Source organism: Mesorhizobium sp. M0938 (assembly GCF_040319125.1).
Taxonomy (GTDB): Bacteria; Pseudomonadota; Alphaproteobacteria; order Rhizobiales; family Rhizobiaceae; genus Mesorhizobium; species Mesorhizobium robiniae.
On record NZ_JAMYNS010000008.1, the window covers coordinates 41408 to 63570 of the forward strand.

A 22163-nucleotide genomic window follows, 5' to 3' on the forward strand; every position below is an offset into this window, starting at 1 on the left:
GCCGGCCTCAAGCCCAATCGTGCCGCCGCTCTATCTTTTGGTTCGAGCATCGGATTTCCCCCAAACCGGTTTGGGTTCCGATGCCCCAGGTCGTCTCTCTATGCGAGGCTAGTTCTGCCTGAGCGATTTGAGCACTTCCATGCTCGGATGTCCGTCCTGGGTCAAGCCGGCCTTAGCCTGGAAGGCCATGATGGCGGCTTTCGATCCCTCGCCGATCTTGCCGTCGAACTTGCCGTCATAGTAGCCGTACTGCGAAAGCCGCTGCTGTAGCTCTTGCCTCTCCTCGAAGGAGAGCTTCGTGAAAGGCCGCTTCCAGTCCTGCACAAGGCCACCATGGCCGGCGATTTCGTCGGCAAGAAGGCCAACGGCAACCGCGTATTTGTCGGCATTGTTATAGCGTTTGATGACCGAAAAATTCTTGATCATCAAGAAGGCCGGGCCGCCGCGGCCGCCCGGCACCTTCAGCGTAGCCTTCTCCGCACCACTCTTGAAGGGCTTTCCGTTGACACGCGTAACACCCAGCGCTTGCCATTGCGACAGCGACTTCGATCCGGCCGGGAACTTCTTCCCCTCGGGAAGGCTGACTTCATAGCCCCAGGTCTTGCCGGCCTGCCAGCCGTTCTTCCTGAGCAGATTGGCGGCCGTTGCCAATGCATCGGGAATCGAATTCCAGATGTCGCGCCTGCCGTCGCCGTCCATATCGACCGCATAGGCCTGGTAGCTGGTGGGAATGAATTGAGTATGACCCATGGCGCCGGCCCATGAGCCGCTGAGGTGGCTTTTGTCGATGTCGCCCCTTTGCAGGATCTTCAGCGCTGCGATCAGCTGGGTGCGGGCAAACTTCGATCGTCTGCGGTCGGCATAGCCGAGCGTTGCCAGCGAACGCACCACGTTCCGCATGACCTCGTCGCGCTTGAGGATTTCGCCGTAATTCGATTCCATCGACCAGATGGCCAGCAGGACGTAGCGGTCGACGCCGTATTTTGCCTCGATCCTGTCCAGCCAAGGCTTCCATTTCCTGGCCATTTGCTTGCCGACGGCGACCGACTGGTCATGGACCCGGTTGTCGAAATAATCCCAGGCGGGTGCGGTAAATTCGGGTTGATAGCGGGCTTTTTCCAGCACGATGGGATCGGCATCGCTGATGCCCTCGAACGCCTGGTCGTAAACGGCGCCGGAAACACCGCTCTGCACTGCGGTGGCGCGAAAACTCGCCACCCATTGCCGGAACCCAGCGTCGGCAAAAGCAGATCCGGTGGGCATCAGCAACGCGAGCGATAGGCTGGCGGCCGCAACAATGCTTGCGAAGCGCTTTGCGGCATTGCAAACGGACATCTTTTCCTCCTTCTTCATCACAGGAAGATCATTCATCGCCGAACCCGGTTAGCATTTGGTTTACCATAGGTGCCGTTGGGAACGAAAAAGCGCTTTGGTGCTTTACGGACTGCAGGTTTTTTCTGACCGGCCGTTCCATAATCCTCGATTCCGGCACGAAAATGTCTCGAAGCGGGATTGCCGAACAGGCCTACAAGCGGATAATTGACAGCATGAAGAGAGTTCGCAAGGCAGTTTTCCCGGTCGCCGGCCTCGGCACGCGGTTTCTCCCGGCCACCAAGGCCATACCCAAGGAAATGCTGACGGTCGTCGACAGGCCGGTCATCCAATATGTGGTCGATGAGGCACGCGAAGCCGGCATCGAGCATTTCATCTTCGTGACCGGCCGCAACAAGGCGGTCATCGAGGACCATTTCGACGTCCAGTTCGAACTCTACGACACGCTCGCCCAGCGCGGCAAGAACGACGAGCTCGCTCGCCTGCAGCGGCTGCAACCCTTGCCGGGGCAGACCAGCTTCACGCGCCAGCAGGTACCGCTCGGCCTTGGCCATGCCGTCTGGTGCGCCCGCGAACTGGTGGGCGACGAGCCCTTCGCCCTGCTCTTGCCTGATATGATCATGCAGTCGGAAAAAAGCTGCATGAAGGAGATGGTCGAGCTCTATGCCGAGACCGGCAACAACATCGTGGCGGTCCAGGAATGCGACCCCGCCGAGGCCCATAAATACGGCATCGTCGGCCGCGGCGAGGATACGCATCACGGTTTCCGCATCACCGGCATGGTGGAGAAGCCGAAGGCCGGCACGGCACCCTCCAATCTCTACATCAACGGGCGTTACATTCTGCAGCCGGAAATATTCGGGATTCTCGAAAGCCAGGAAAAGGGCGCCGGCAATGAGATCCAGCTCACTGATGCGATGCTGAAACTGGAGAAGCAGCAGCCCTTCTATGGCTGCCACTACCAGGGGCGCACCTTCGATTGCGGATCGCCTGAAGGTTTCGTCGAGGCCAATGTCGCCTTTGCGCTGTGGCGCAGCGACGTGAACGGGAACATGGCGGGCACGATCCGCAAGCTTCTCGAGGAGTTGAAACCGTCAGAGCAGCGCGGCGCGGCGTTCTAGCTATGTCGCGCAAAGCATGCCCTGGGTCTTGAACCAAGGGTGCGCTTACCCGAAACCACAGTTCTCACCACGGCCTGATCGACCTATCCCAAGCCTTCACGGCTTGCTTTAAGGCTGCAGCGTCACCCCGACGAAGATGCTGTGGGCCGTATAATCACGGCCCTCCAGGTTGCTGGTCTGTTTTTCGGTTCTGGCGCGGGTGGTCAGCCCGGCATACCGGTTCAGCCACCACGTCAGCCCGGCCTCGGCGCTCAGCGTCAGATCATGGCCGTCGGACCCGATGTAGTCGCGCCAGTCCACGCCGAGAGCTGCGTTCCCGGTCAGGTTGGCACGGATTTCCCGCTCGCCGGTAAGGCGGCCGGAATAAAGGATGTCGCCGCTTTCGTTGGGGGTTGTCGTGCCCTCGACGGTCGTTTGTCCGGTGAGGCCGATCGTGGTGCCGCGTTCCGGCGACCATTTGAGGTCGGCGTTCACCGTGGCACCTGAAATCGCCGACAGTTGGTCGTCGTCGATCGCCTCCCGCAGCCAGCCGGCCGAGAATTCGCCGGCAAGCTTCTCGCCGAGGTCCAGTTCGGCACCGGCGCGTACGCCAAGCCGTGTCGAGGATCGTTCGAACCCATTGGGGTCGACGCGCTGATCGTAGACCCGGCGGCCGATTTCGACCTCGGTGAAAGGCGTGATGGCGGGAGAAATCTCATAGCCGGTACGCAAGGTGGCGGTATAAAGCGTCGAGTTGCGGGCTTTCTGCGACACCGTTCCGCCCGTCGAAAGCTTGGCGTCGCCATAGATGTCGCGCTCGACAGCGCCGGTCAAAGCAAAGCGCATCTTGCCCGCATCCTTCTCGACCGCGAGGCTGCCGTCAATGGTCTGGCGCACCGGCTGCTCGATGGTGCCTTCGATGACGACCGGCGACGAAGCCGATTCCGGCGCCGCCTCGTAACCGAGCTTGGCCATAGCGCGCAGTTCGTTGTCGAGGTCGACATTGAGCGTGCCGTCGACACGTCCCCGCAATTCCTGAATCTCGTCCCCCGATATGGTCTTGAGAAAGGTGCCGTAGCCGTCGATGACAGCTGAATTCTCTCGCCAGTCGGAGATGGCATTGAAGCGCAGCGTCGTTTCCGACAGCAGCGCCGGCTCGCCTCCGGCGCTCGAATCGGCATTCGACGATGCCGTCAGACCTTGCTCGAGTGTCGGCCTGATCACGAACGAGCCGAGTTTGATGCCTGTGGCGGCGAACGGGTCGTCCTCGGCCCGCCTATCCCGACCCTCGATGGCTTCGGCGCGCTCGGCGCCCGGATCGAGCCTCTGCCTGTCGGCGGAATCAATGGTCACCGCACGGCGATTGGTCGCGTCCTGGTCCGTCTCGGCGGCGTCCGTGTCATCCGTCGTGACTGCAGTCGCGGCGGCGGCTTCCGCCTCGGCGGCCTCGGCCTCGTCTTGGTCCGCCGCCCGTTGCGTCGCGCTCGATGGCCGGCGCGGCGGGACGGGAGCGGGCGTTTCCGCAAACGGATCGTCGGTGGCCTCCGGCGGATCGAAAATGCTGCCGGTCGCTGGCGCGGTGTCGTCGTCCGGTACGGCGCCTGGGCTGGCCGGCTGATAGGTGGCTGCGTTGTCCTGTGCCGTCTGATTCGCAGCGCCGGCCAGAATCGTCGGTTCCGAAACCTCGCCGCGCAGCTCCGTTTCCTGGGCATAGGGCTGCGCTGGTCGCAGCAAGGCGAACACGCTGGTCGCCATCAGCAAGACGCAGACCGCCTTGCCGTTTCGCCTTCTTTTCTTTTCAGGCTGGGCCCCGGACATCGCCACCACTGCTCGCGCGGCGCAAGCGCGCCATACTTACCGGACCGTAAATGGGGATGGTTAACGGAGCGTTGAGGCGGCCGCTCATCAACCCTTGGTGGATGGCAATTCCGTTGGACAGGCGCGCGGCAAAGCGCTAATCGCATCAACCATGCATGCGATATCCCCAGACAAGAAGCGGCTCGACGGGCAAGCTTCGATCGCCTCGGCGCTCAGAACGGTGGCGACCGAGCAGGCCGGCGTCGCGGCGCTGGCGGCTGCGCTCGAAAACGGATTGGCCGAACCTTTCGCGCGGGCCGTCGACATGGTGTCGCAGATCGAGGGCCGCGTCATCGTCACCGGCGTCGGCAAGAGCGGCCATATCGGCTCGAAGCTGGCCGCGACACTCGCCTCGACCGGCACACCGGCGTTCTTCGTCCATCCTGCCGAAGCCAATCACGGCGACCTCGGCATGATCGCCAGGGACGATGCCATCATCGCCATGTCGTGGTCGGGCGAGAGCCTGGAGCTCAAGGGCATCATCGCCTATTCCAGGCGCTTCTCGATCCCGCTGATCGCGGTCACCGCCGGAGAGAGATCGGCGCTGGCGCGCGAGGCCGACGTGGTGCTTTTGCTGCCGCGCGCGTCGGAGGCCTGTCCGCACGGCCTGGCGCCGACGACATCGACGCTGCTGCAACTGGTGATCGGCGATGCATTGGCTATTGCGTTGCTCGAAGCGCGCGGCTTCACGCCGGATCATTTCCGCACCTTCCATCCCGGCGGGCAACTTGGCGCCAATCTGACGCAGATCCGCGACATCATGCATGTCGGTGACAGGCTGCCGCTGGTGCCTTCCGGCACCGGAATGCGTGAAGCGATTATCGAATTGTCGCGCAAGGGGTTTGGCTGCGTGGCGATCACCGCCTCAGACGGTGCGCTGATCGGCATCATCACCGACGGCGACATCAGGCGCCATATCGGCAGCAATCTTTTGGCGATGAGTGTCGATCAGGTCATGACCAAGGAGCCGAAGACGGCCGGGCCGGACACGCTGGTGGCGACGGCGCTGCAGACGATCAACACTTCGGCCATCACCAGCCTGATGGTGGTCGAGGGCAGGCAGCCGATCGGACTTGTCCATCTGCACGACCTGCTGCGCATCGGCGCGGCCTGACCTGAATCTCAACACACCCCGAAACGTCGTAGGATCAGACAGCCTCGACCGTCAATTCCAGATCGGTATCGGCCGCGCCTGTCACGCGCACCTGCGTGCCGGCCGGCAGATCGGGGCCGGAGACGCGCCATAGCGTGTCGCCCAGCTTTATGCGGCCACGCCCATCCTTGATCGGTTCGGCAAGCGTCGCCATTCTGCCGATCATTTGTGCGCCGCGGCGGTTGAGCAAGGGCTGGTCAGTCGTGTCATGGCGCCCGCCCATCAGTTTCTTGCCGACATAGGTTGAAACCAGCGACATCACGAGGAAGGCGAGAACCTGGACCTGCCAAGTCCAGAAACCTGCGTCCCAGATGAGCAGAGAGACTGCACCGATCAGCAGCGCGGCGATGCCGATCCATAGCATGAAGATGCCGGGCGCGATGACCTCCATTACGAGGAGGACGAAGCCGAGAACCATCCAACTCCAAGGGCCGAGTTCGGAAATGATACGGTCAAACATAGGATCGGCCTCAGGTCTCGCTGGGGCGAACCACTGGCGGGCGTGACGCTTGCCGAGCGGTGCCGGCAGTGGCTTCGCTCCCGAAGACTTCCTTGGCGATTGCGCCGATGCCGCCGAGCGTGCCGATCAGCGACGAAGCCTCCATAGGCATCAGCACGACCTTGCTGTTCGTGGCAGAGCCGATCTTGGTCAGCGCTTCGGTGTATTTCAGGGCGACGAAGTAGTTGAGCGCCTGCACGTCGCCCTTGGAGATCGCCTCCGACACCACTTGCGTGGCGCGGGCCTCGGCCTCGGCCGAGCGTTCGCGCGCCTCGGCGTCGCGGAAGGCAGCTTCCTTGCGGCCCTCGGCTTCCAGGATCTGCGACTGCTTGAGGCCTTCGGCGTCGAGGATCTGCGCGCGCTTGTTGCGTTCGGCCATCATCTGGCGACCCATCGATTCGACGAGATTGGCCGGTGGATTGATGTCCTTGATCTCGACCCGGGTGATTTTGATGCCCCAGGGATGCGCCGCCTCATCGACGACGCGCAGCAGGCGTTCGTTGATGGCGTCGCGGTTCGACAAAAGCTCGTCGAGATCCATCGAGCCCATGACGGTGCGGATGTTGGTCATCGTCAAATTGAGGATGGCGTTCTGCAGCCCAGCGACCTGATAGGCGGCCTGTGCGGCGTTGAGCACCTGGTAGAAGGCGACGCCGTCGACGGCGACGGTAGCGTTGTCGCGGGTGATGATCTCCTGGGTCGGGACGTCGAGCACCTGCTCCATCATGTTCAACTTGGCACCGATGCGATCGACGAACGGCACGATGAGGTTGAGGCCGGGGCTCAATGTCTTGGTATAACGACCAAAGCGTTCGACGGTATAATTGTAGCCTTGCGGGATTGTCCGGATGCCTTTGAAAAGCACGAGCACGACAAGAGCGACAAGAACAAGAAGCGCGATATCGAAACCACTGAAGTCCATTTGGCTCTCCCTCAGATGCCGAGCACACTAAAGCGACATGCGTCGCTGGACACGCAATTACGCTCTAGCTTTTATACCTGCGCATCGCTCTTCCCAAAATCGACTCCGATCGTTGGTGCCGATGCGGTAGACGTTTCAACGCAGCCGACTTCACCAAGCACTTAAGTGTGTTTCAGAAATGTTACAATCAGGTGATCGCAGATTGTCGGTGACAACCAGGCTAGCCGCGCTCGATGACGCCCGCTTCAGATCCAGCCCGACAGTTCGCGCCGCACCAGCGCCTCGATCACCGCCATGCCCTCGGCACCGTCGTTGAGGCAAGGGATGTGCGCGAACTTCTCGCCACCGGCATGATGGAAAGTCTCCGCTGCCTCCCTGCCGATCTCGTCCAGTGTCTCGATGCAGTCGACGGAAAAGCCCGGATTGACGATGGCGATCGATCTCACGCCTTCTCCGGCTAATTTCTCGACTGTCTTGTCAGTGTAGGGCTGCAGCCATTCCTGCGCACCGAAGCGCGACTGGAACGTGGTGATCAGCCTCTTCTCATCCCAGCCGAGCTTTTCACGCAGCAGCCGGGTCGTCTCGAGGCAATGGGCCTGATAGGGGTCGCCCTTGTCGGAATAGGGTTTCGGAATGCCGTGATAGGAGGCGATGATGACCTCGGGTTCGAAATCGAGGGTCGCCAAATGGCGCTCGATCGAACGGGCAAGCGCCTCGATATAAACCGGTTCGGCATAGTAGGGCGGCACGCTCCGGATCGCCGGCGCGCGGCGCATCTTCATCAATGCGCGAAACAATTGATCGTTGGCGGTCGCGGTCGTGGTCGCGGAATATTGCGGATAGAGCGGAAAAGAGAGAATGCGGTCGCAGCCTTGTGCAACCAGCCCTTTGGCCACGCTCTCGGTCGAAGGATTGCCGTAACGCATTGCCCAGTCGACGGTAACATCGGGCAGGTCGCGCAGCGCCTCGCTTAGTTTTTCGCTTTGGGCGCGGGTGTAGGTGCGTAGCGGCGACTCGTTGCGCTGCCGATTCCAGATCCTGGCGTAGTTGGCGCCCGACTTCTTCGGCCGCGTGGTGAGAACCAGCCCATAAAGGATCGGATACCAAATAGCCCTGTTGAGCTCGATGACGCGCGGATCGGACAGGAATTCCCTGAGATAACGCCACATCGGCTTGAATTCGGTGCCGTCTGGCGTGCCGAGATTGACCAGCATGACGCCGATCCTGCCCACCCCGACCGGCGGCAGCGGGCCGAGGGCCTTCGCAGCCTTGGGATCGACAGGATTGGAAAGCGTCATAAAGGATCTCCGAACACCGCGCGAAAGTAGCGATGCCGCGCCGGTTTTCAATGCAGCGTCTGGCCGCACCTTATCCTACCTTGGATATTACCTCAGGCGGAAAGCAGAAAACCCGCCCGGTTACCCGGACGGGTTTTCAACAATGACGGAAGAACTTAGTTTGCGGCCGGGATGGTCAGGGTTGCGCCGACCGGAAGGCGGCGCGGCTCGTAGTTCTTGTTGGCGCCGGAGATCGTTTTCCACTTGGAGCCATCGCCATAGGCCTTCTCAGCCAGATCCCAATAGGTGTCGCCGGCAACGATCACATGGCTGCTTTCGACCGCTGCGGCCACGGCCGGCTTGGTCGGCTCGGTGGGTGCCGCCTCGGCTGGCTTGGCCGGTTCGGCTGCAGGAGCCGGTGCCGCAGGCTGGGCTGGTTCCGCGGGCTCGGCAGGTGCTGCCGTCGCGGGGCCGGGTTCCGCCGGCACGGCTGGCGGCGTCGTGGCGATGTCGGCCGAACCCGCCGGCGGTTCGGGCATTGCCGGCTCTGCGGTTGGAGCCGTTTCTGCCGGTTTTGCGGGCTCGGCCGGAGCGGGTGCCGCTTCGGCCGGCTTGGCCGGTTCTTGGGCCGGTTCTGCCGCGATCTCGGTGATGCGGCCATCGAGCTTTGGCGTATAGGGCCGATGCGCGCTGAGATAATCGGCGACCACCTGTTCTAGGCCGGGACCGTAATCATAGGCGTTCTTGGCCTTGTCGGCGAAGACCTTGTAGCCGTCGCCGCCCTGGCGCACATAGTTGTTGGTGGCAACTAGGTAATCCTTGTCCGGATTGAGCGGGGTCCACGCGCCGCCTTCCATGACTTCGACCGACTTGACGCGCCCGGCATTCGGGGCAGCCGATTTGTCGAATGAATATTTCAAGCCGGCAACCTGCGGGAAGCGTCCGGCGCCGTCCTCGATCTGGCTGAGACCGTTCTCGAGCCCGGCAACCAGATCCTTGCCGGAAATCTGGAAGGTCGCCAACGTGTTCTGGAACGGCAGCACGTTCAGCACTTCGCCCATGGTGACGGTGCCCTGGTCGATAGAGGCGCGAAGGCCGCCGCCATTCGAGATGACGATCTCGACGCCCTGGTCCTTGACGCGGTCGAGTACGGCGTCCGAGACAAGATTGCCCATCTCGCACTCGCGGGTGCGGCAGTTCTCACGGCTGCCGTCGATCGCCTTGGTGGTTTCGGCGACCTCCTTGTTCTTCAACGCCTCGATCGGCGCGCCGAGCTCCTTGATGCGGGCAAGCACCGCGGGATCTGGCGTGATCGACTTGTCGAGGTAGATCGGGTCTCCGCTGGCTTGCTTGACGACGCCATTGTCGTCGAACACCACCTTGAACTCGCCGAGATATTTGGAATAGGACGCCGCCTGGACGACCGGCACCTTGTAGCCGTCCGGATTGTCGACCATCGTCGGGTAGGGGCCTTCAGCCTTGGGATCGGTGTTGGACAGCAGCGAATGGCTGTGGCCGCCGACCACCACGTCGACACCCGGGATCTTGGCGATGACGTCGCGTTCGCGCTTGTAGCCGATATGAGTGACCGCGATGATCTTGTTGACGCCTTCTCCCTTCAGTTTCTCGACTTCCGATGTGATTGACTTGACATCGTCCTCGATCGTGACGTTGGGGCCTGGCGAGGCGAGCTCCGCCGTGTCGTTGGTGACTGCGCCGACAATGCCGATCTTCTGGCCGCCGACCTCGATGACGACCGACGGCTTTACGCGGTCACCGAGCTTGGATTGCGCGTTCGCCTTCACATTGGCGCCGAGTACCGGAAACTGGATCATGTCGAGGAACGGAGCTAGCGCCGCCTCGCCGTCGTCGAACTCGTGATTGCCGACCTCCATGGCGTCGAATTTCATCTGGTTGAGGAATTCGCCTTCGGTCTTGCCCTTGTAAGTTATGTAGAAGAGCGATCCCTGGAAATTGTCGCCGGCGCTGAGCAGCAGCACGTTCTGGCCTTCCAGCTTCTTGCGCTCCTGGGCGATCGCCGTGATCAGCCGTGCTGCGCCGCCGATGCACTCGCCCTTGGTCTCCTCTTCGGCCGAGCAGGTCGATTCATATTTATTGTTGCTTTCGATGCGGCTGTGCCAGTCGTTGATGTGCAGGATGTTCAGTGTGTAGTCGGCAAAGGACACGCCGGCCGACAGACCAAGCGCGGAGGCCGAAAGGGCGGCAATGGCGGCGATCTTCCTCATTTTCGTCTCCCCGATGACCTGTTTAACGCCCTTGCTTGACTGGAACATAACAGCCAGCTTTTTGCCATGTTCACATCGCGTTTCGGCCGATGCAAGCGGAATCGGGGTCAGCTTTGCCGGCGCAAAAGAGACGGCGGCCTGAGGCCACCGTCCTTTGCAAAGCCAGTTTCGTATGGGCTCAGGTGCGCCGCGTCAGCACAAAATTCTGCCCGCTCGCGCTGGTGCAGTTAAGCTGGGAGGTGGAGATCAGCAAGCAGTTGAAGCTGATCGGCGTCTGGCGGATCAGCGAAGTGCCTTTGATCTCGACCGAAGTGCCGCCGGTCATGGTGTAGCTGCCGTCGGCAAGTTTCTGGCCGGTGTCGGTCGCGACGGTGTTGAAGCTGCCGGCGGCGAAGGTCGACAGGCCCGTGCCTTGCGCATCGATCCATGAGCCTTCGACCGGGCTCCGCGCGGCCAACGGCGGCCCGCCCGGGCCGGCGGTGGTGCACGCCGCCAAGGCGGCAGCGGCCGCGACAATGCCGGCCGAAAGCAATTTGCGCGCAATCGTCATCATCAACATCCTCTCCTCTCGCATCGGCCCGAAAATCGATCCGGTTTTCGGAAACGCACGATGCGCACATTCAAAGCACTAGAGCATACTTTTTGCGCCCAAATGGACGCATGTCGCGCTAGGTCGCCTTCCTTCAATCGCCCGATTTCCAGGCGATTGCAAGGTAGTGAGGCATCGCTATCGAACGAGGATGTTGCACTATCGAACGAGGATGTTGCGGAATTGCCATGGGTCGTTTTTGTCGAGGTCTTCCGGAAACAGACCAGGGCGGTTATCGAGCGGCGTCCAGTCGGTGTAGTAGCCCTTGATCGGCCCGAGATAGGGGGACTGCACTTCAAGGCAGCGTCTGTAGTCCATCTCGTCGGCCTCGACGATGCCAGCCTCGGGATTTTCCAGTGCCCAGACCATGCCCGCCAGCACGGCAGACGTGACCTGCATGCCCGTGGCGTTCTGATAAGGCGCCAGCTTGCGCGCTTCCGCCAACGACAGTTGCGAGCCGTACCAATAGGCGTTCTTATCGTGGCCGTAGAGGAGCACGCCGAGCTCGTCGACACCGTCGACCAGTTCGTTTTCATCGAGCACGTTATGTACGGATTGCGCCTTGCCGGCGGCACCAAACATCTCGTGAAGCGACAGCACGGCGTCGTTGCAGGGATGGTAAGCGTAGTGACAGGTCGGGCGGTATTGAACCTTGCCCTTCTTGCCGCGCAAGGTGAAGAAGTCGGCGATCGAAATCGACTCGTTGTGCGTCACCAGGAAGCCGTATTGCGGACCGGGCGTCGGGCACCAGCTGCGCACGCGCGTGTTGGCGCCCGGCTGCTCCAGATAAATCGCGGCCTTCGAGCCATGCTTGTGTTTCTTGGCATTCTTGGGCATCCAGGTCTCATGCGTGCCCCAGCCGAGCTCTGCCGGCTGCAGGCCTTCCGAGATGAAGCCTTCGACCGACCAGGTATTCCAGAACACGTCCATCGGCTTCGGCTTCTTGGTGCGCTGGGTGTCGCGCTCGGCGATGTGGATGCCTTTGACGCCGGCCTTCTTCATCAGCCTCGCCCAGCCTTCGCGATCGTGCTGCGCGGGCTCCGAGAACTCGAGGCCAAGGTCGGTGGCGAGGTTGACCAGCGCCTGCTTGACGAACCACGAGACCATGCCCGGATTGGCGCCGCAGGTAGAGATTGCGGTCGCCCCGCCTGGGTGCGCGTGCTTTTCTTCGACCATCGATTCACGTAACGCGTAATTGGTGCGGCTGGCATTGTCGGCCTTGGTGTCAAAATAGAAGCCGAGCCATGGTTCGACGACGGTATCGATGTAAAGCACGCCCAGCTTGCGACAGAGCCGCATCAAATCCACCGAACCGGTGTCGACCGACAGGTTGACGCAAAAACCCTGGCCGCCATCTTTGGTCAAAAGCGGCGTCAGCAGCTTCTTGTAGTTCTTCTTGGTCACCGCATCCTGCATGAAGGTGATGCCGCGCTCGTCGAGCAGCTTACGGTCGGTATCGCGCGGGTCGATGACCGTCATGCGCGACTTGTCGAACTTGAAATGGCGCTCGATCAGCGGCAGCGTTCCCCGTCCGATCGAGCCGAAGCCGATCATCACGACAGGGCCGGTGATCTCACCGTAAACGGGCCAGTTTTCATTCGCCATTTTATCGATTACTCCCTCAAACAGGCTGAAAAGCCGGGGCGTTACTGCCGAGCGGCCAAGCGCTACAACCACAGATCATTGTCATAAACCAGTGAAAAACCACGGGCTATGCCGCATTCCCTACGTGGTTAAGGAGGGCGCCCGGCCGATTACGGCCGTCAGGCGCCCATCGGCCTCGGAGCGCGTCAGCGCGTTGAGAGCCCGCCGCTGGTTACGTCCAAGCATCGCAGCTCCTTCGTGATCGCAGTTCTGAGTTCAACGGTGGCCATAGGTTATAACGGAGCACTTTCCGATTGACGATTGTAATGACATAACATAACAGTTCGCCAAGGGCGGAGCTGAGATGGATCGAACGGCGCACTGTGTGACCTTTCAAGAACTGGCGCTGGACTACACCAGCCACCCGTTGTGCATCCCCGACGGGATTGCCCGGTCCGGCGGTCATCCTGTCGGCGGGCGCACATTCTTGCCATCTTGCCGGCGTGCGCGACGTGCCCGCCACCTGCGTCCGACGCATCTCCCACAGAACTGCTTGAACAGAAGGAGTTGATCGAATGTCCAGGACGCTGAAGCTTGCCGCCGTGATTGGCGCCATGACATCGTTGCCATTCACCCCGTCGCTGGCATCGGCCGAGAATCTCAAGGTTGTCGCCAGTTTCTCGATCATCGCCGATTTCGCCAGGAATGTCGGCGGCGACCGTGTCGACGTCATCACGCTGGTCGGCCCGAATGGGGACGCTCATGTCTACGAACCGAAGCCGGCGGATGCGGCCGCAGTCGGTGCGGCCGATGTGGTGCTGGTAAACGGCCTCCAGTTCGAAGGCTTCCTCCAGCGTCTCGTCGAGGCGAGCGCCACCAAGGCACCGGTCGTGGAATTGACCAAAGGCGGCGAGGTGTTGCGCAACGCCGAGGAAGAACATCACCACGATCAGGATAAAGCCGCCGAGGGCGGGGAAAGGCACGCCGGGGAGGCGGAAGAGGGCCATGAGGAAGGGCACCACCATCACGGCGAATTTGATCCCCACGCATGGCAGTCGGTGCATAATGCCGAGGTCTATGTGAAGAACATCGCCGATGCCTTCTGTGCCGCCGATGCAGCCGGCTGCGACACCTACCGGGCCAATGCCGAATTGTATGGTGAGCGGCTCGAGGCACTGGAAGAGGAGATCAAGGCTGCTGTAGCTGAGATCCCCGAGGAAAAGCGCACGATCATCACCTCCCACGACGCCTTTGGATATTTCGAGCACGAATACGGCATGAGATTCCTCGCGCCGGAGGGCGTCTCGACCGAATCTGAAGCTTCAGCCGCCGATGTCGCGGCCCTCATCAAACAGATCAGGCAAGACATGGCTTCGGCGATTTTCGTGGAAAACGTCACCAATCCGCGGCTGATCGAGCAGATAGCCAGCGAGACGGGCCTGAAAGTCGGTGGTGAACTCTATTCCGACGCCCTGTCGGACGAGAACGGCCCGGCCCCGACTTATCTCGAGATGATGCGGCACAACATCATGGTGATCAAAGGCGCGATCCTCGCAAGCTGATCGCCATCCCACGATGGAAGGCGGAGCAATCCGCCTTTTCATCCCGTCATATAATAACATTAAGGAGAATACCGTGAGGACAAATTGGGCGTCAGCCACGGCCATCGCGCTGCTTCTGTCTCTATCAACAAGTGCTGCCCATGCCGAGGAGGTGACCGCCTGGCGCCTCTTCATCTCGGATCACACGGATCCGAAGGTGACCGTAATCGATGCGGTCGCTGGCCAAAAGCTCGACATGTTTCAGATCAAAGGGCCGGCGTCGCTGCATCGCAGCGAAAGCGGCCGGACCGTGTTCGCCGTGCAGGGCGCGGCCGGCGTCGTTACCGGGATCGCAAGCGGCATTTCCTTTGAGGACCACGGCCAACATGGTGACATCGACGTCGAAGCGGCAAAGCTTGCCGGCGTCGAGATCGCCGGCGCGAAGCCGTCGCATTTCGTCGAGCATGAAGGAGACTTCGCCGCTTTTTTCGACGGCGAAGGTGTCGCCCGCATCATTTCCGAGAAGGCGGTCCTGGAAGGCAAATCGGATTTCAGGGAACTGAAGACGGACGCGCCGCAGCACGGCGTCGCAGTCGCCTATGGCTCCCATGTCCTCCTGTCGGAGCCGAACAAGGAAAAGCCGGACGAACTCCCGGTCGGCATCAGGGTCACTGACGAGGCCGGTGCGCAGGTCGGCGGCGTCCACGCCTGCCCTGACCTCCACGGGGAGGCGTCTTCCGGCAATGTCCTGGCTTTCGCCTGCGCAACCGGCCTGCTTGTCGTCACCCATGGCGACGGCACCCCGGCGATCCGTCATCTGCCCTATGACGAGAACCTGCCGCACGGCAAAACGACGACGCTGATCGGCGGCAGAGGCCTGCAATATTTCCTCGGCAATTACGGCGCCGACAAGGTGGTGCTGATCGATCCAACGGTCGAGAGCGATGCGTTCCGGCTGATCAGCCTTCCGACACGTCGCGTGCATTTCGCGGTCGATCCCGTTCGTGCCAAGTTCGCCTACGTCTTCACCGAGGACGGCCAGCTTCACCAACTCGACGTGGTGAAAGGGGAGATCGCAAACTCGCTCAAGCTGACCGATCCCTATTCGATGGACGGTCACTGGAGCGACCCGAGGCCGCGTGTCGCGGTCGCCGGCGACAGGATCGTGGTCACGGATCCTTTGCACGGTGTGCTGCATCTCGTTGACGCGACGTCGTTCGAGAAAACCGGCGACATTGCTGTCGAAGGCAAACCCTTCAACATTGTTTCCGTCGGCGGCTCCGGTCAGACCCACGAAGCCGAATAGTCGCTCCTCCCAAGCGGCTGTCGCGCGTCCGGCCCATTCTTTCCCGGGCCGGGCGCGTCTTCCCCAACGCGCAAGGCATGCTCGTCAGGCGCCTCTTCGGTTGCGCTTCAGCCCAGTCGTGCCGGGATCAATCCGCGCAGTGAATTGCCGACGAACAGCGCCTTGGCCGACTTCAGATCATCCAAGGTGTAGATTGCTTCGCGTGCGCGGCCTTCATCCAGCAATTCGCCGCGCAGTACGCCAGGCAGCAGGCCGCAATCGAGCCGCGGCGTTGCCAATACGTCGTCGCCGAAATCGGCGAAGAGATTGGTGATCGTGCCCTCGCAGATTTCGCCACGCTCGTTGGCCAGCAGCACCTCGTCGGCGCGGCTGATCAGATATTCGGCTCGCGCCCGCTGATAAATGTCCCGGCGGCTCGTCTTGTGGCGCAGCAGCGTGTCGCTGGAATCGAGCCGCACCCGCGCTAGTTGCAGCCTCCATACCTTGTCAACCGCATGCGGCTCATAAGGCAGCGCCGAGACCGTCACTTTGCCGCTGCGCGACAGGACGAGCCGTGTGCGCAAGGCAATGTCCGGCCGGTCGACGGCGTTCCTGAGCACCTCGCCGACTTTCTGCGGATCGCAGATGAAACCCAGCTCGGCTGCCGAGCCATAAAGGCGTGCCAAATGGCGGTCGAAACGGAGGAAGCCCTGGCCCGGCTGCCAGCGCATGGTTTCGATCAGCTCGAAATCGGCAGTGTTCCCGTCGCGTAGCGCGCTTTCAGCAGGCACTCCTGATACTCCTCCTCGGCCGTCGAATCGAAGACGACGCCGCCACCAACATTGTAGATAGCCTCGCCACTGGAAAAGAGCGATATCGTCCGGATCGCCACCGAAAAGCGCATGGTGCCGCCGGGCGCGATCCAGCCGATTGCGCCGCAATAGACGTCGCGCGGCGTGGCTTCCAGATCGTGCAGGATTTCCATGGCACGGATTTTTGGCGCCCCGGTGATCGATCCGCATGGAAACAGCGCAGCGAAGATCTGGCGGATGGTGAGGTCGGGCAAGAGCTTGGCCCGTACGCGACTCACCATCTGGTGAACGGTCGGGTAGCTCTCGATGCGGAAAAGCTCCGGCACCTCCAGCGTGCCGACCTCGCTGATCAGCGAGATGTCGTTGCGCAGCAGATCGACGATCATCCGGTTCTCAGCCTGGTTCTTCTCGTCATTGAGCAAGAACGTCTTCAGCCGCTTGTCCTCCGCCTTGGTCGCGCCGCGCGGGGCCGTGCCCTTCATCGGATGGGTCTCGATCATGCCTTCGGCGTCGATCTCGAAAAACAGTTCCGGCGAACGCGACAAAACGATCGGATCGCCGAGCGCGATCAGCGCGCCGTATTTCACCGGCTGGCGTTCCGTCAGCGCGTCGAAGGCCGCCAGCGGATCGCCCGACCACTGCGCATGAACCGGAAAGGTCAGATTGCCCTGATAGCAATCACCTTTGCGAATGTGATTGTGGAGCTGCGCAAAGCGTTTTGTGTAGTCTTCTGAAGACCAGGCAGCCCTTGCATCGAAGATCGGGCCGTTGGTTGCCGGCGCAGTGCTGCGCACGACCCCCTGTTCGACAGGCGCGTCGAAGATCCCCAGGCAGACAAGCGGAGCGCGGCGTCCGCCCGGCAGCAGTGGAACGAGCTTCGGCTCGAGCAGGTAGCCGGCCTCGTAGGAGAAATATCCGGCCAGCCATTTGCCGGCGTCATGCGCAGCCTGCGCAATTTCCAGCGCCGGCAGGAAATCCTTCGCCTCATGCGCAACAATGATGTCGGACGGACGGTCGAAAACGAGCTGGTGCGCGCGCTCGTCATTCCGGAAAATTGCAGAGGGCAGGGACATGGGGCTCGGATGCTGCGGTCGATGACGCCAGCTATCGCTCTATATGGGGGCTCGATCGCACGCAATCGAGGGAGCGGCGTCTCAAGACGCAAAGGCAGCCTTGGTACAAAAGCAGACTGGCGACGCCTCGAGGGCGCCGCCAGTCCTGTATGTGCTCGATGCCGGCAGGCAAATTCAGGTGTTGCTCGCGGTCCCCGCGCTCGGGAAGCGGCGCGCAAATTCCGTCTCGTCGCCGGCGGCAAGCAGTTTCGCCTGCTCGATCCAGCGCTCACGCTCGATGCGGCCGTCGAACTGGAGAACGTCTTCGATCCGCTTGATATCCGCCGCCGACCAGGCGGCGATCTGAGCGTAGGTTCTGACCCCAAGGCCGTGCAGCTTCCGCTCGTTGACCGGTCCGATGCCGATCAGGCGACGCAGACTGTCGGGCCTGCCCGCTGCCTTGCCTGGGGTCGCTTTCTTTGCCGCTGGCGCAGCCTTGGCTGCGGCGCTCGTTTTCGACGCGGCCGCATTGGATGTACTGGCCTTTGGGGCGGCGGCTGATGCCTTGGCGGCCGCCGGTTTGTTGGACGCGGTCTTTGCTGGCGTCGGCTTGGCCGATGCAGTCTTGGCCGTCGAGGTCTTGGCTGTCGAAGTCTTGGCTGTCGAAGTTTTGGCCGGCGCGGATGTCGACATCAATGCCGACGGTGCCGGGATTGCTGCCTTTGTTGCGCCAGTCTTGGCGCCTTGCGCCTCGCCCAGCTGGCGCTCCAGGTCGGCGCGGGCGCCGCGGCATACATCCAGCTCACCGGTCAGGCGGTCGGCGTCGGCGCGCAGCCTGTCGCGCTCACTGCGCGTGCGGTCCATGTCACCGCGCAGGCTGTCGAGCTCGCCACGCAGGCGCCCCCACAGGAACCAGCCAACCAACACACCTACCAGGAACGCCAGGAGCATGTAGAAAAAAGTGCCCATTGTCTCTCTCTCCAGTCCGATCCATCTGCCGTGGCCTGGAGTGGTGACCTTGGCACAAGGACCATTCGATGGTGGCTCCGCCACTCGCGGAACAGCCGGCTCAAATCGAGCTGTCGGCGACCGGCTTTTCCTGCCATGGCCGACGGCCGCTGTCGCATTCGCCGAAGCGCCGTGATCTGCCGGAGATATTTTCCTGGCCTGAGCCCCGCGCCCGACTGAGCTTGAGGCGGGACGCTATCATACAGCTTCCGGAAAGCTAACGGAAAAATTCCACGGAGAGTTATTTAAGAACAGATATTTAGGGCAAGAATAGAACGGCCCGAACATGCATTGCGGCTAAACTGTTCTGTCGGCTCCTGATATTCAGCGCCGTGTCTCAATTGTCCAAAGCTTCGAGCTCGTCGATCAGGCCGCCGATCACGCCAAGTCCGATCTGCCAGAAGGCAGGGTCAGTGGCGTCCAGGCCAAAGGGCGCCAGGAGCTCGGAATGGTGCTTGGTGCCGCCGGCGCGCAGCATGGCAAAGTACTTCTCCTGGAAGCCTCTCTCGGCATTCTGGTAGACCGCATAGAGCGAATTCACCAGGCAGTCGCCGAAAGCATACGCGTAGACGTAGAAGGGTGAGTGGATGAAGTGCGGGATGTAGGTCCAGAACACCTCGTAACCCTCGCGCAGCTTGATCGCCGGCCCGAGGCTTTCCGCCTGTACTTCCAGCCAGAACTGGCCAAGCCTGTCGGATGTCAATTCGCCGTTCTTGCGCTCGGCATGCACCTTGCGCTCGAATTCGTAGAAGGCGATCTGGCGCACGACCGTGTTGATCATGTCCTCGACCTTCTGGGCGACCATGGCCTTGCGCTCGCGCTTGTCGGTGGTCTGGTCGAGCAGTGAGCGGAAGGTCAGCATCTCGCCGAAGACGGATGCCGTTTCGGCCAGCGTCAGCGGTGTCGAAGCCATCAGCGCGCCCTGGCCGCCCGCCAGCACCTGGTGCACGCCATGGCCAAGTTCATGCGCCAGCGTCATCACGTCGCGCGGTTTGCCCATATAGTTGAGCAGCACATAGGGATGCGCCGACGGCACGGTCGGATGCGCGAAGGCGCCCGGCGACTTGCCCGGCCTGACCGGCGCATCGATCCAGTTGCGGTCGAAGAATGTCCTGGCGATTTCCGCCATGTCGGGGGAGAAGCGCTGGTAGGCGGACAGCACCGTGTTCTTGGCCTCGTCCCAGCCGATGACCGCTTGCGGCGTCTCGGGCAATGGTGCGTTGCGGTCCCAGTGGTTCATCACATCCATGCCGAGCCAGCGCGCCTTCATCGCGTAGTAGCGGTGCGACAGGCGCGGGTAGGCGTCGCGAACGGCTGAGGCCAGCGCGTCCACCACGCTGCGTTCGACGCGATTGGCGAGGTGGCGCGAATCGGCGATGTCCTCGAAGCCGCGCCAGCGGTCGGAAATCTCCTTGTCCTTGGCCAGCGTGTTGGTGACCAGCGTGAACGTGCGCAGATTCTTGCGGAAGGTCGCGGCCAGCGCTTCAGAGGCCCGGCGGCGCACCTCGCTATCGGCGTGCTGGAGGCGGTTGAGCGCCGGCTCCAGGGTCAGTTGCTCGCCATCGATGTCGAAGCGCAGATCGGTCATCGTCTCGTCGAACAGCCGGTTCCAGGCGCCGCGTCCAGTGACCGACTTCTCGTGGAAAAGCTGTTCGACCCGGTCCTCGAGCTGGTAGGGTTTGTCCATGCGCAGATCGAGCACCCACGGCCGGTAGTGGGCAAACGCAGGATCGGCGGCAAGCGCGGTTTCGATCGCGGCATCGTCGATGAGGTTCAGTTCGAGCGCGAAAAATAGAAGATGCGCGCTGGCGTCGGTCATCTTCTGTTGAATGTCGCCGTAGAATTTCGCTTTCTTCGGGTCAGCGGTGTCGCCCGCATAAGTCAGGCTGGCAAATGAATCGATCCGCCCTATCAACTCGCTCAGAGCTTCGTAAGCCGCGAGCGCTTCACCAAGACGCCCTTCTGCGCCGCGTTCCGCCTCTGCCGCGAGCGTGCCCTTCCAACGGCGTTCGAAGCTGGTGGCATCGGCCGCCGCCTTGGCAATGTCGCGCTTCAGCTTAGGGGCGTCCATGCCCGAATAGAGATCGGCGAGATTCCACTCCGGCAGGCTGCCAGCCTCCGCCGCGCCCTGACCGGACGACGAAGCCGCCGCAAGCTGTCGACCTAGAACCATGCGCATTGCCGATACTTTCCAGATTGCAAGACTCGAGCGGCCAGACTCGAAAATTCAAGGGGAAATGAGAAGCCAGTCAAATCCTAAGGAATTCGTTCACCGGGTTTTTTGAAAGCTTATTTAGAACCCTGTGCCAAGATGATCCATAGGGTGGGCATAGTGGGCGAGCATCGTTGAACCAGTCATGACAGGTTCCATACTCATAGTCGACGACGATCCCGTGCAGCGCCGGCTGCTCGAGGCGGCCGTGACGAAATTCGGCCACAGTGCGATCATCACGGATGGCGGCGAGGCCGGTCTCGACGCTCTCGACGGGCCTCATGCGCGGGACGTCTCGGTGGTTATCCTCGACCTCGTCATGCCGGGCCTCGACGGCATCGGCGTGCTAAAGGCGATGCGTGAGCGCGGCATCCATGTTCCGGTCATCGTGCAGACCGCCCAGGGCGGCATCGAAACCGTCGTTTCGGCGATGCGTCACGGTGCTTTCGATTTCGTCGTCAAGCCGGCCTCTCCCGACAGGCTGCAGGCATCGATCGGCAATGCGCTCAAGGTCGAGGCGGTCGAGGGCGAAGTGAAGCGCTCGTCGCGGCGGCGCGGTGGCCATCTGACCTTCAAGGACATGATCACGCACAGCCCGGCGATGGATCGGGTGATCCGTCTCGGCCAGAAGGCGGCCGCGTCCAACATCCCGATCCTTATCGAGGGCGAATCCGGCGTCGGCAAGGAGCTGGTGGCGCGCGCCATCCAGGGCAGCGGCGATCGCCGCTCAAAACCCTTCGTTACTGTCAATTGCGGCGCCATCCCCGACAATTTGGTCGAATCGATCCTGTTCGGCCACGAGAAGGGGTCGTTCACCGGCGCCACCGAAAAACACACCGGCAAATTCGTCGAGGCGCATTCGGGCACGCTCTTTCTCGACGAGATCGGCGACCTGCCGCTCGACGTGCAGGTCAAGCTGCTGCGCGCCGTGCAGGACGGTGAGGTCGATCCGGTCGGCGGGCGTTCGACAGTCAGGGTCGACATCAGGCTGATCTCGGCGACACACCGCAACCTTCTGCAGCAGGTCAAGGACGGCAAGTTTCGCGAGGATCTGTTCTACCGGCTGAACGTCTATCCGATCTTCGTGCCGCCGCTGCGCGACCGTCGCGACGACATACCCTACTTGGTCGAGCACTTTTTGGAGAAGATTGCGCCCACCGATCCACGTCACCGTCTGCACGGCATTTCGGCTGCTGCGCTTGCCATGCTGCAGGCCTATGACTGGCCGGGAAACATCCGGCAGTTGGAAAATGCCGTCTTCCGGGCCTCGGTGCTTTGCGAAGGCAATGTGCTGACCGAGGAAGAGTTTCCTCAGATCCGGGCGCAGGTCGAGGGAACCATCAACCTCGATGCGCATGTCGCGTTGCCATATCCCGCGCCGGCCATCAACGGCAACGCTGCTACCGAGCTCGATCCGCCAGTCATGCCGCTGCCCCGCTTCGGCACGCTGCGGGCGCTCGATGAACGCGGCAATGTGCGCGCACTGGCCGACGTCGAACTCGAAATGATCAAGCTCGCCATCAACCATTACAACGGCCAGATGAGCGAAGTTGCCCGTCGCCTCGGCATTGGCCGCTCCACGCTCTACAGGAAGCTCAAGGAATACGGCATCGATCCGGAAACAGGCCGTATCGACCAGCTCGCTTCGTAACAAAACAAGTCCGATGCTTTGCCAACCAGGCAATCAGGACAAT

General features: G+C 61.8%; 17 protein-coding genes. 5 read left to right on the plus strand and 12 right to left on the minus strand.

From position 1 onward, the window contains the following. Positions 1-108 precede the first annotated feature (108 nt). A complete protein-coding gene (locus tag NKH73_RS15830) occupies positions 109-1335 on the minus strand; it encodes a lytic murein transglycosylase (protein WP_352933108.1) in 1227 nt (408 codons plus the stop codon). A gap of 212 nt (positions 1336-1547) precedes the next feature. Between NKH73_RS15830 and galU the strand changes: the two genes are divergently transcribed. Next, positions 1548-2453: a UTP--glucose-1-phosphate uridylyltransferase GalU gene (gene galU, locus NKH73_RS15835; protein ID WP_435528764.1), complete on the plus strand. Its 906-nt coding sequence runs from the start codon at positions 1548-1550 to the stop codon at positions 2451-2453. Between the two features lie 108 nt (positions 2454-2561). Here the strand turns inward: galU and NKH73_RS15840 are convergent, their stop codons facing one another. After that, positions 2562-4250 carry an outer membrane beta-barrel protein gene (locus tag NKH73_RS15840; RefSeq protein WP_352933110.1) on the minus strand — a complete coding sequence of 563 codons (1689 nt, stop codon included), beginning with the start codon at positions 4248-4250 and terminating at the stop codon, positions 2562-2564. A gap of 151 nt (positions 4251-4401) precedes the next feature. Here NKH73_RS15840 and NKH73_RS15845 point away from each other — a divergent pair, with 151 nt between their 5' ends. Then, entirely contained in the window at positions 4402-5403 is a 1002-nt protein-coding gene (locus NKH73_RS15845) for a KpsF/GutQ family sugar-phosphate isomerase (RefSeq protein ID WP_352933113.1), read from the plus strand. A gap of 34 nt (positions 5404-5437) precedes the next feature. On the opposite strand, the gene NKH73_RS15850 is transcribed toward NKH73_RS15845, so the two are convergent. The 6 genes from NKH73_RS15850 to NKH73_RS15875 all read right to left on the minus strand — a co-directional run bounded on the left by NKH73_RS15850 (position 5438) and on the right by NKH73_RS15875 (position 12580). Further along, positions 5438-5902, minus strand: coding sequence for an NfeD family protein (locus tag NKH73_RS15850; RefSeq protein WP_352933116.1), 465 nt, complete (start codon positions 5900-5902; stop codon positions 5438-5440). 10 nt (positions 5903-5912) lie between these two features. Then, complete coding sequence (locus tag NKH73_RS15855) at positions 5913-6863, minus strand: SPFH domain-containing protein (protein WP_352933117.1); 951 nt, start codon at positions 6861-6863, stop codon at positions 5913-5915. Between the two features lie 245 nt (positions 6864-7108). Continuing rightward, positions 7109-8161, minus strand: a complete 1053-nt coding sequence (gene hemH, locus NKH73_RS15860) for a ferrochelatase (protein ID WP_352933119.1) — start codon at positions 8159-8161, stop codon at positions 7109-7111. A gap of 155 nt (positions 8162-8316) precedes the next feature. Further along, a complete protein-coding gene (locus NKH73_RS15865) occupies positions 8317-10386 on the minus strand; it encodes a 5'-nucleotidase C-terminal domain-containing protein (RefSeq protein WP_352933122.1) in 2070 nt (689 codons plus the stop codon). A gap of 178 nt (positions 10387-10564) precedes the next feature. Continuing rightward, positions 10565-10936 (minus strand): outer membrane lipoprotein Omp10, encoded by a 372-nt coding sequence (gene omp10 / locus NKH73_RS15870; RefSeq protein ID WP_352933791.1) that lies wholly within the window; start codon positions 10934-10936, stop codon positions 10565-10567. A 198-nt stretch (positions 10937-11134) separates the two neighbouring features. Continuing rightward, the gene (locus NKH73_RS15875) at positions 11135-12580 is read right to left on the minus strand and encodes a homospermidine synthase (protein WP_352933124.1); all 1446 of its coding nucleotides are present in this window, start codon (positions 12578-12580) and stop codon (positions 11135-11137) included. Positions 12581-13134: 554 nt separating this feature from the next. Here NKH73_RS15875 and aztC point away from each other — a divergent pair. Together aztC and aztD are read left to right on the plus strand one after the other, a co-directional pair. Beyond that, positions 13135-14121, plus strand: coding sequence for a zinc ABC transporter substrate-binding protein AztC (gene aztC, locus NKH73_RS15880; RefSeq protein ID WP_352933126.1), 987 nt, complete (start codon positions 13135-13137; stop codon positions 14119-14121). A 73-nt stretch (positions 14122-14194) separates the two neighbouring features. After that, entirely contained in the window at positions 14195-15406 is a 1212-nt protein-coding gene (gene aztD / locus NKH73_RS15885) for a zinc metallochaperone AztD (protein ID WP_352933129.1), read from the plus strand. 107 nt (positions 15407-15513) lie between these two features. Here the strand turns inward: aztD and NKH73_RS15890 are convergent, their stop codons facing one another. The 4 genes from NKH73_RS15890 to NKH73_RS15905 form a co-directional block, all read right to left on the minus strand. Next, positions 15514-16176 (minus strand): aminotransferase class IV family protein, encoded by a 663-nt coding sequence (locus tag NKH73_RS15890; RefSeq protein WP_352933131.1) that lies wholly within the window; start codon positions 16174-16176, stop codon positions 15514-15516. Next, the gene (locus tag NKH73_RS15895; protein WP_352933133.1) at positions 16125-17270 is read right to left on the minus strand and encodes an aminodeoxychorismate synthase component I; all 1146 of its coding nucleotides are present in this window, start codon (positions 17268-17270) and stop codon (positions 16125-16127) included. Before NKH73_RS15895 ends, NKH73_RS15890 begins: the two co-directional genes overlap by 52 nt. A gap of 174 nt (positions 17271-17444) precedes the next feature. Next, positions 17445-18218 carry a helix-hairpin-helix domain-containing protein gene (locus NKH73_RS15900; protein WP_352933135.1) on the minus strand — a complete coding sequence of 258 codons (774 nt, stop codon included), beginning with the start codon at positions 18216-18218 and terminating at the stop codon, positions 17445-17447. A 376-nt stretch (positions 18219-18594) separates the two neighbouring features. After that, on the minus strand, positions 18595-20436 hold the full coding sequence (locus NKH73_RS15905) for a M3 family oligoendopeptidase (RefSeq protein WP_352933136.1): 1842 nt from the start codon (positions 20434-20436) through the stop codon (positions 18595-18597). A 178-nt stretch (positions 20437-20614) separates the two neighbouring features. Here NKH73_RS15905 and NKH73_RS15910 point away from each other — a divergent pair, with 178 nt between their 5' ends. Beyond that, positions 20615-22120: a sigma-54-dependent transcriptional regulator gene (locus NKH73_RS15910; RefSeq protein WP_352933138.1), complete on the plus strand. Its 1506-nt coding sequence runs from the start codon at positions 20615-20617 to the stop codon at positions 22118-22120. Positions 22121-22163: the final 43 nt, after the last annotated feature.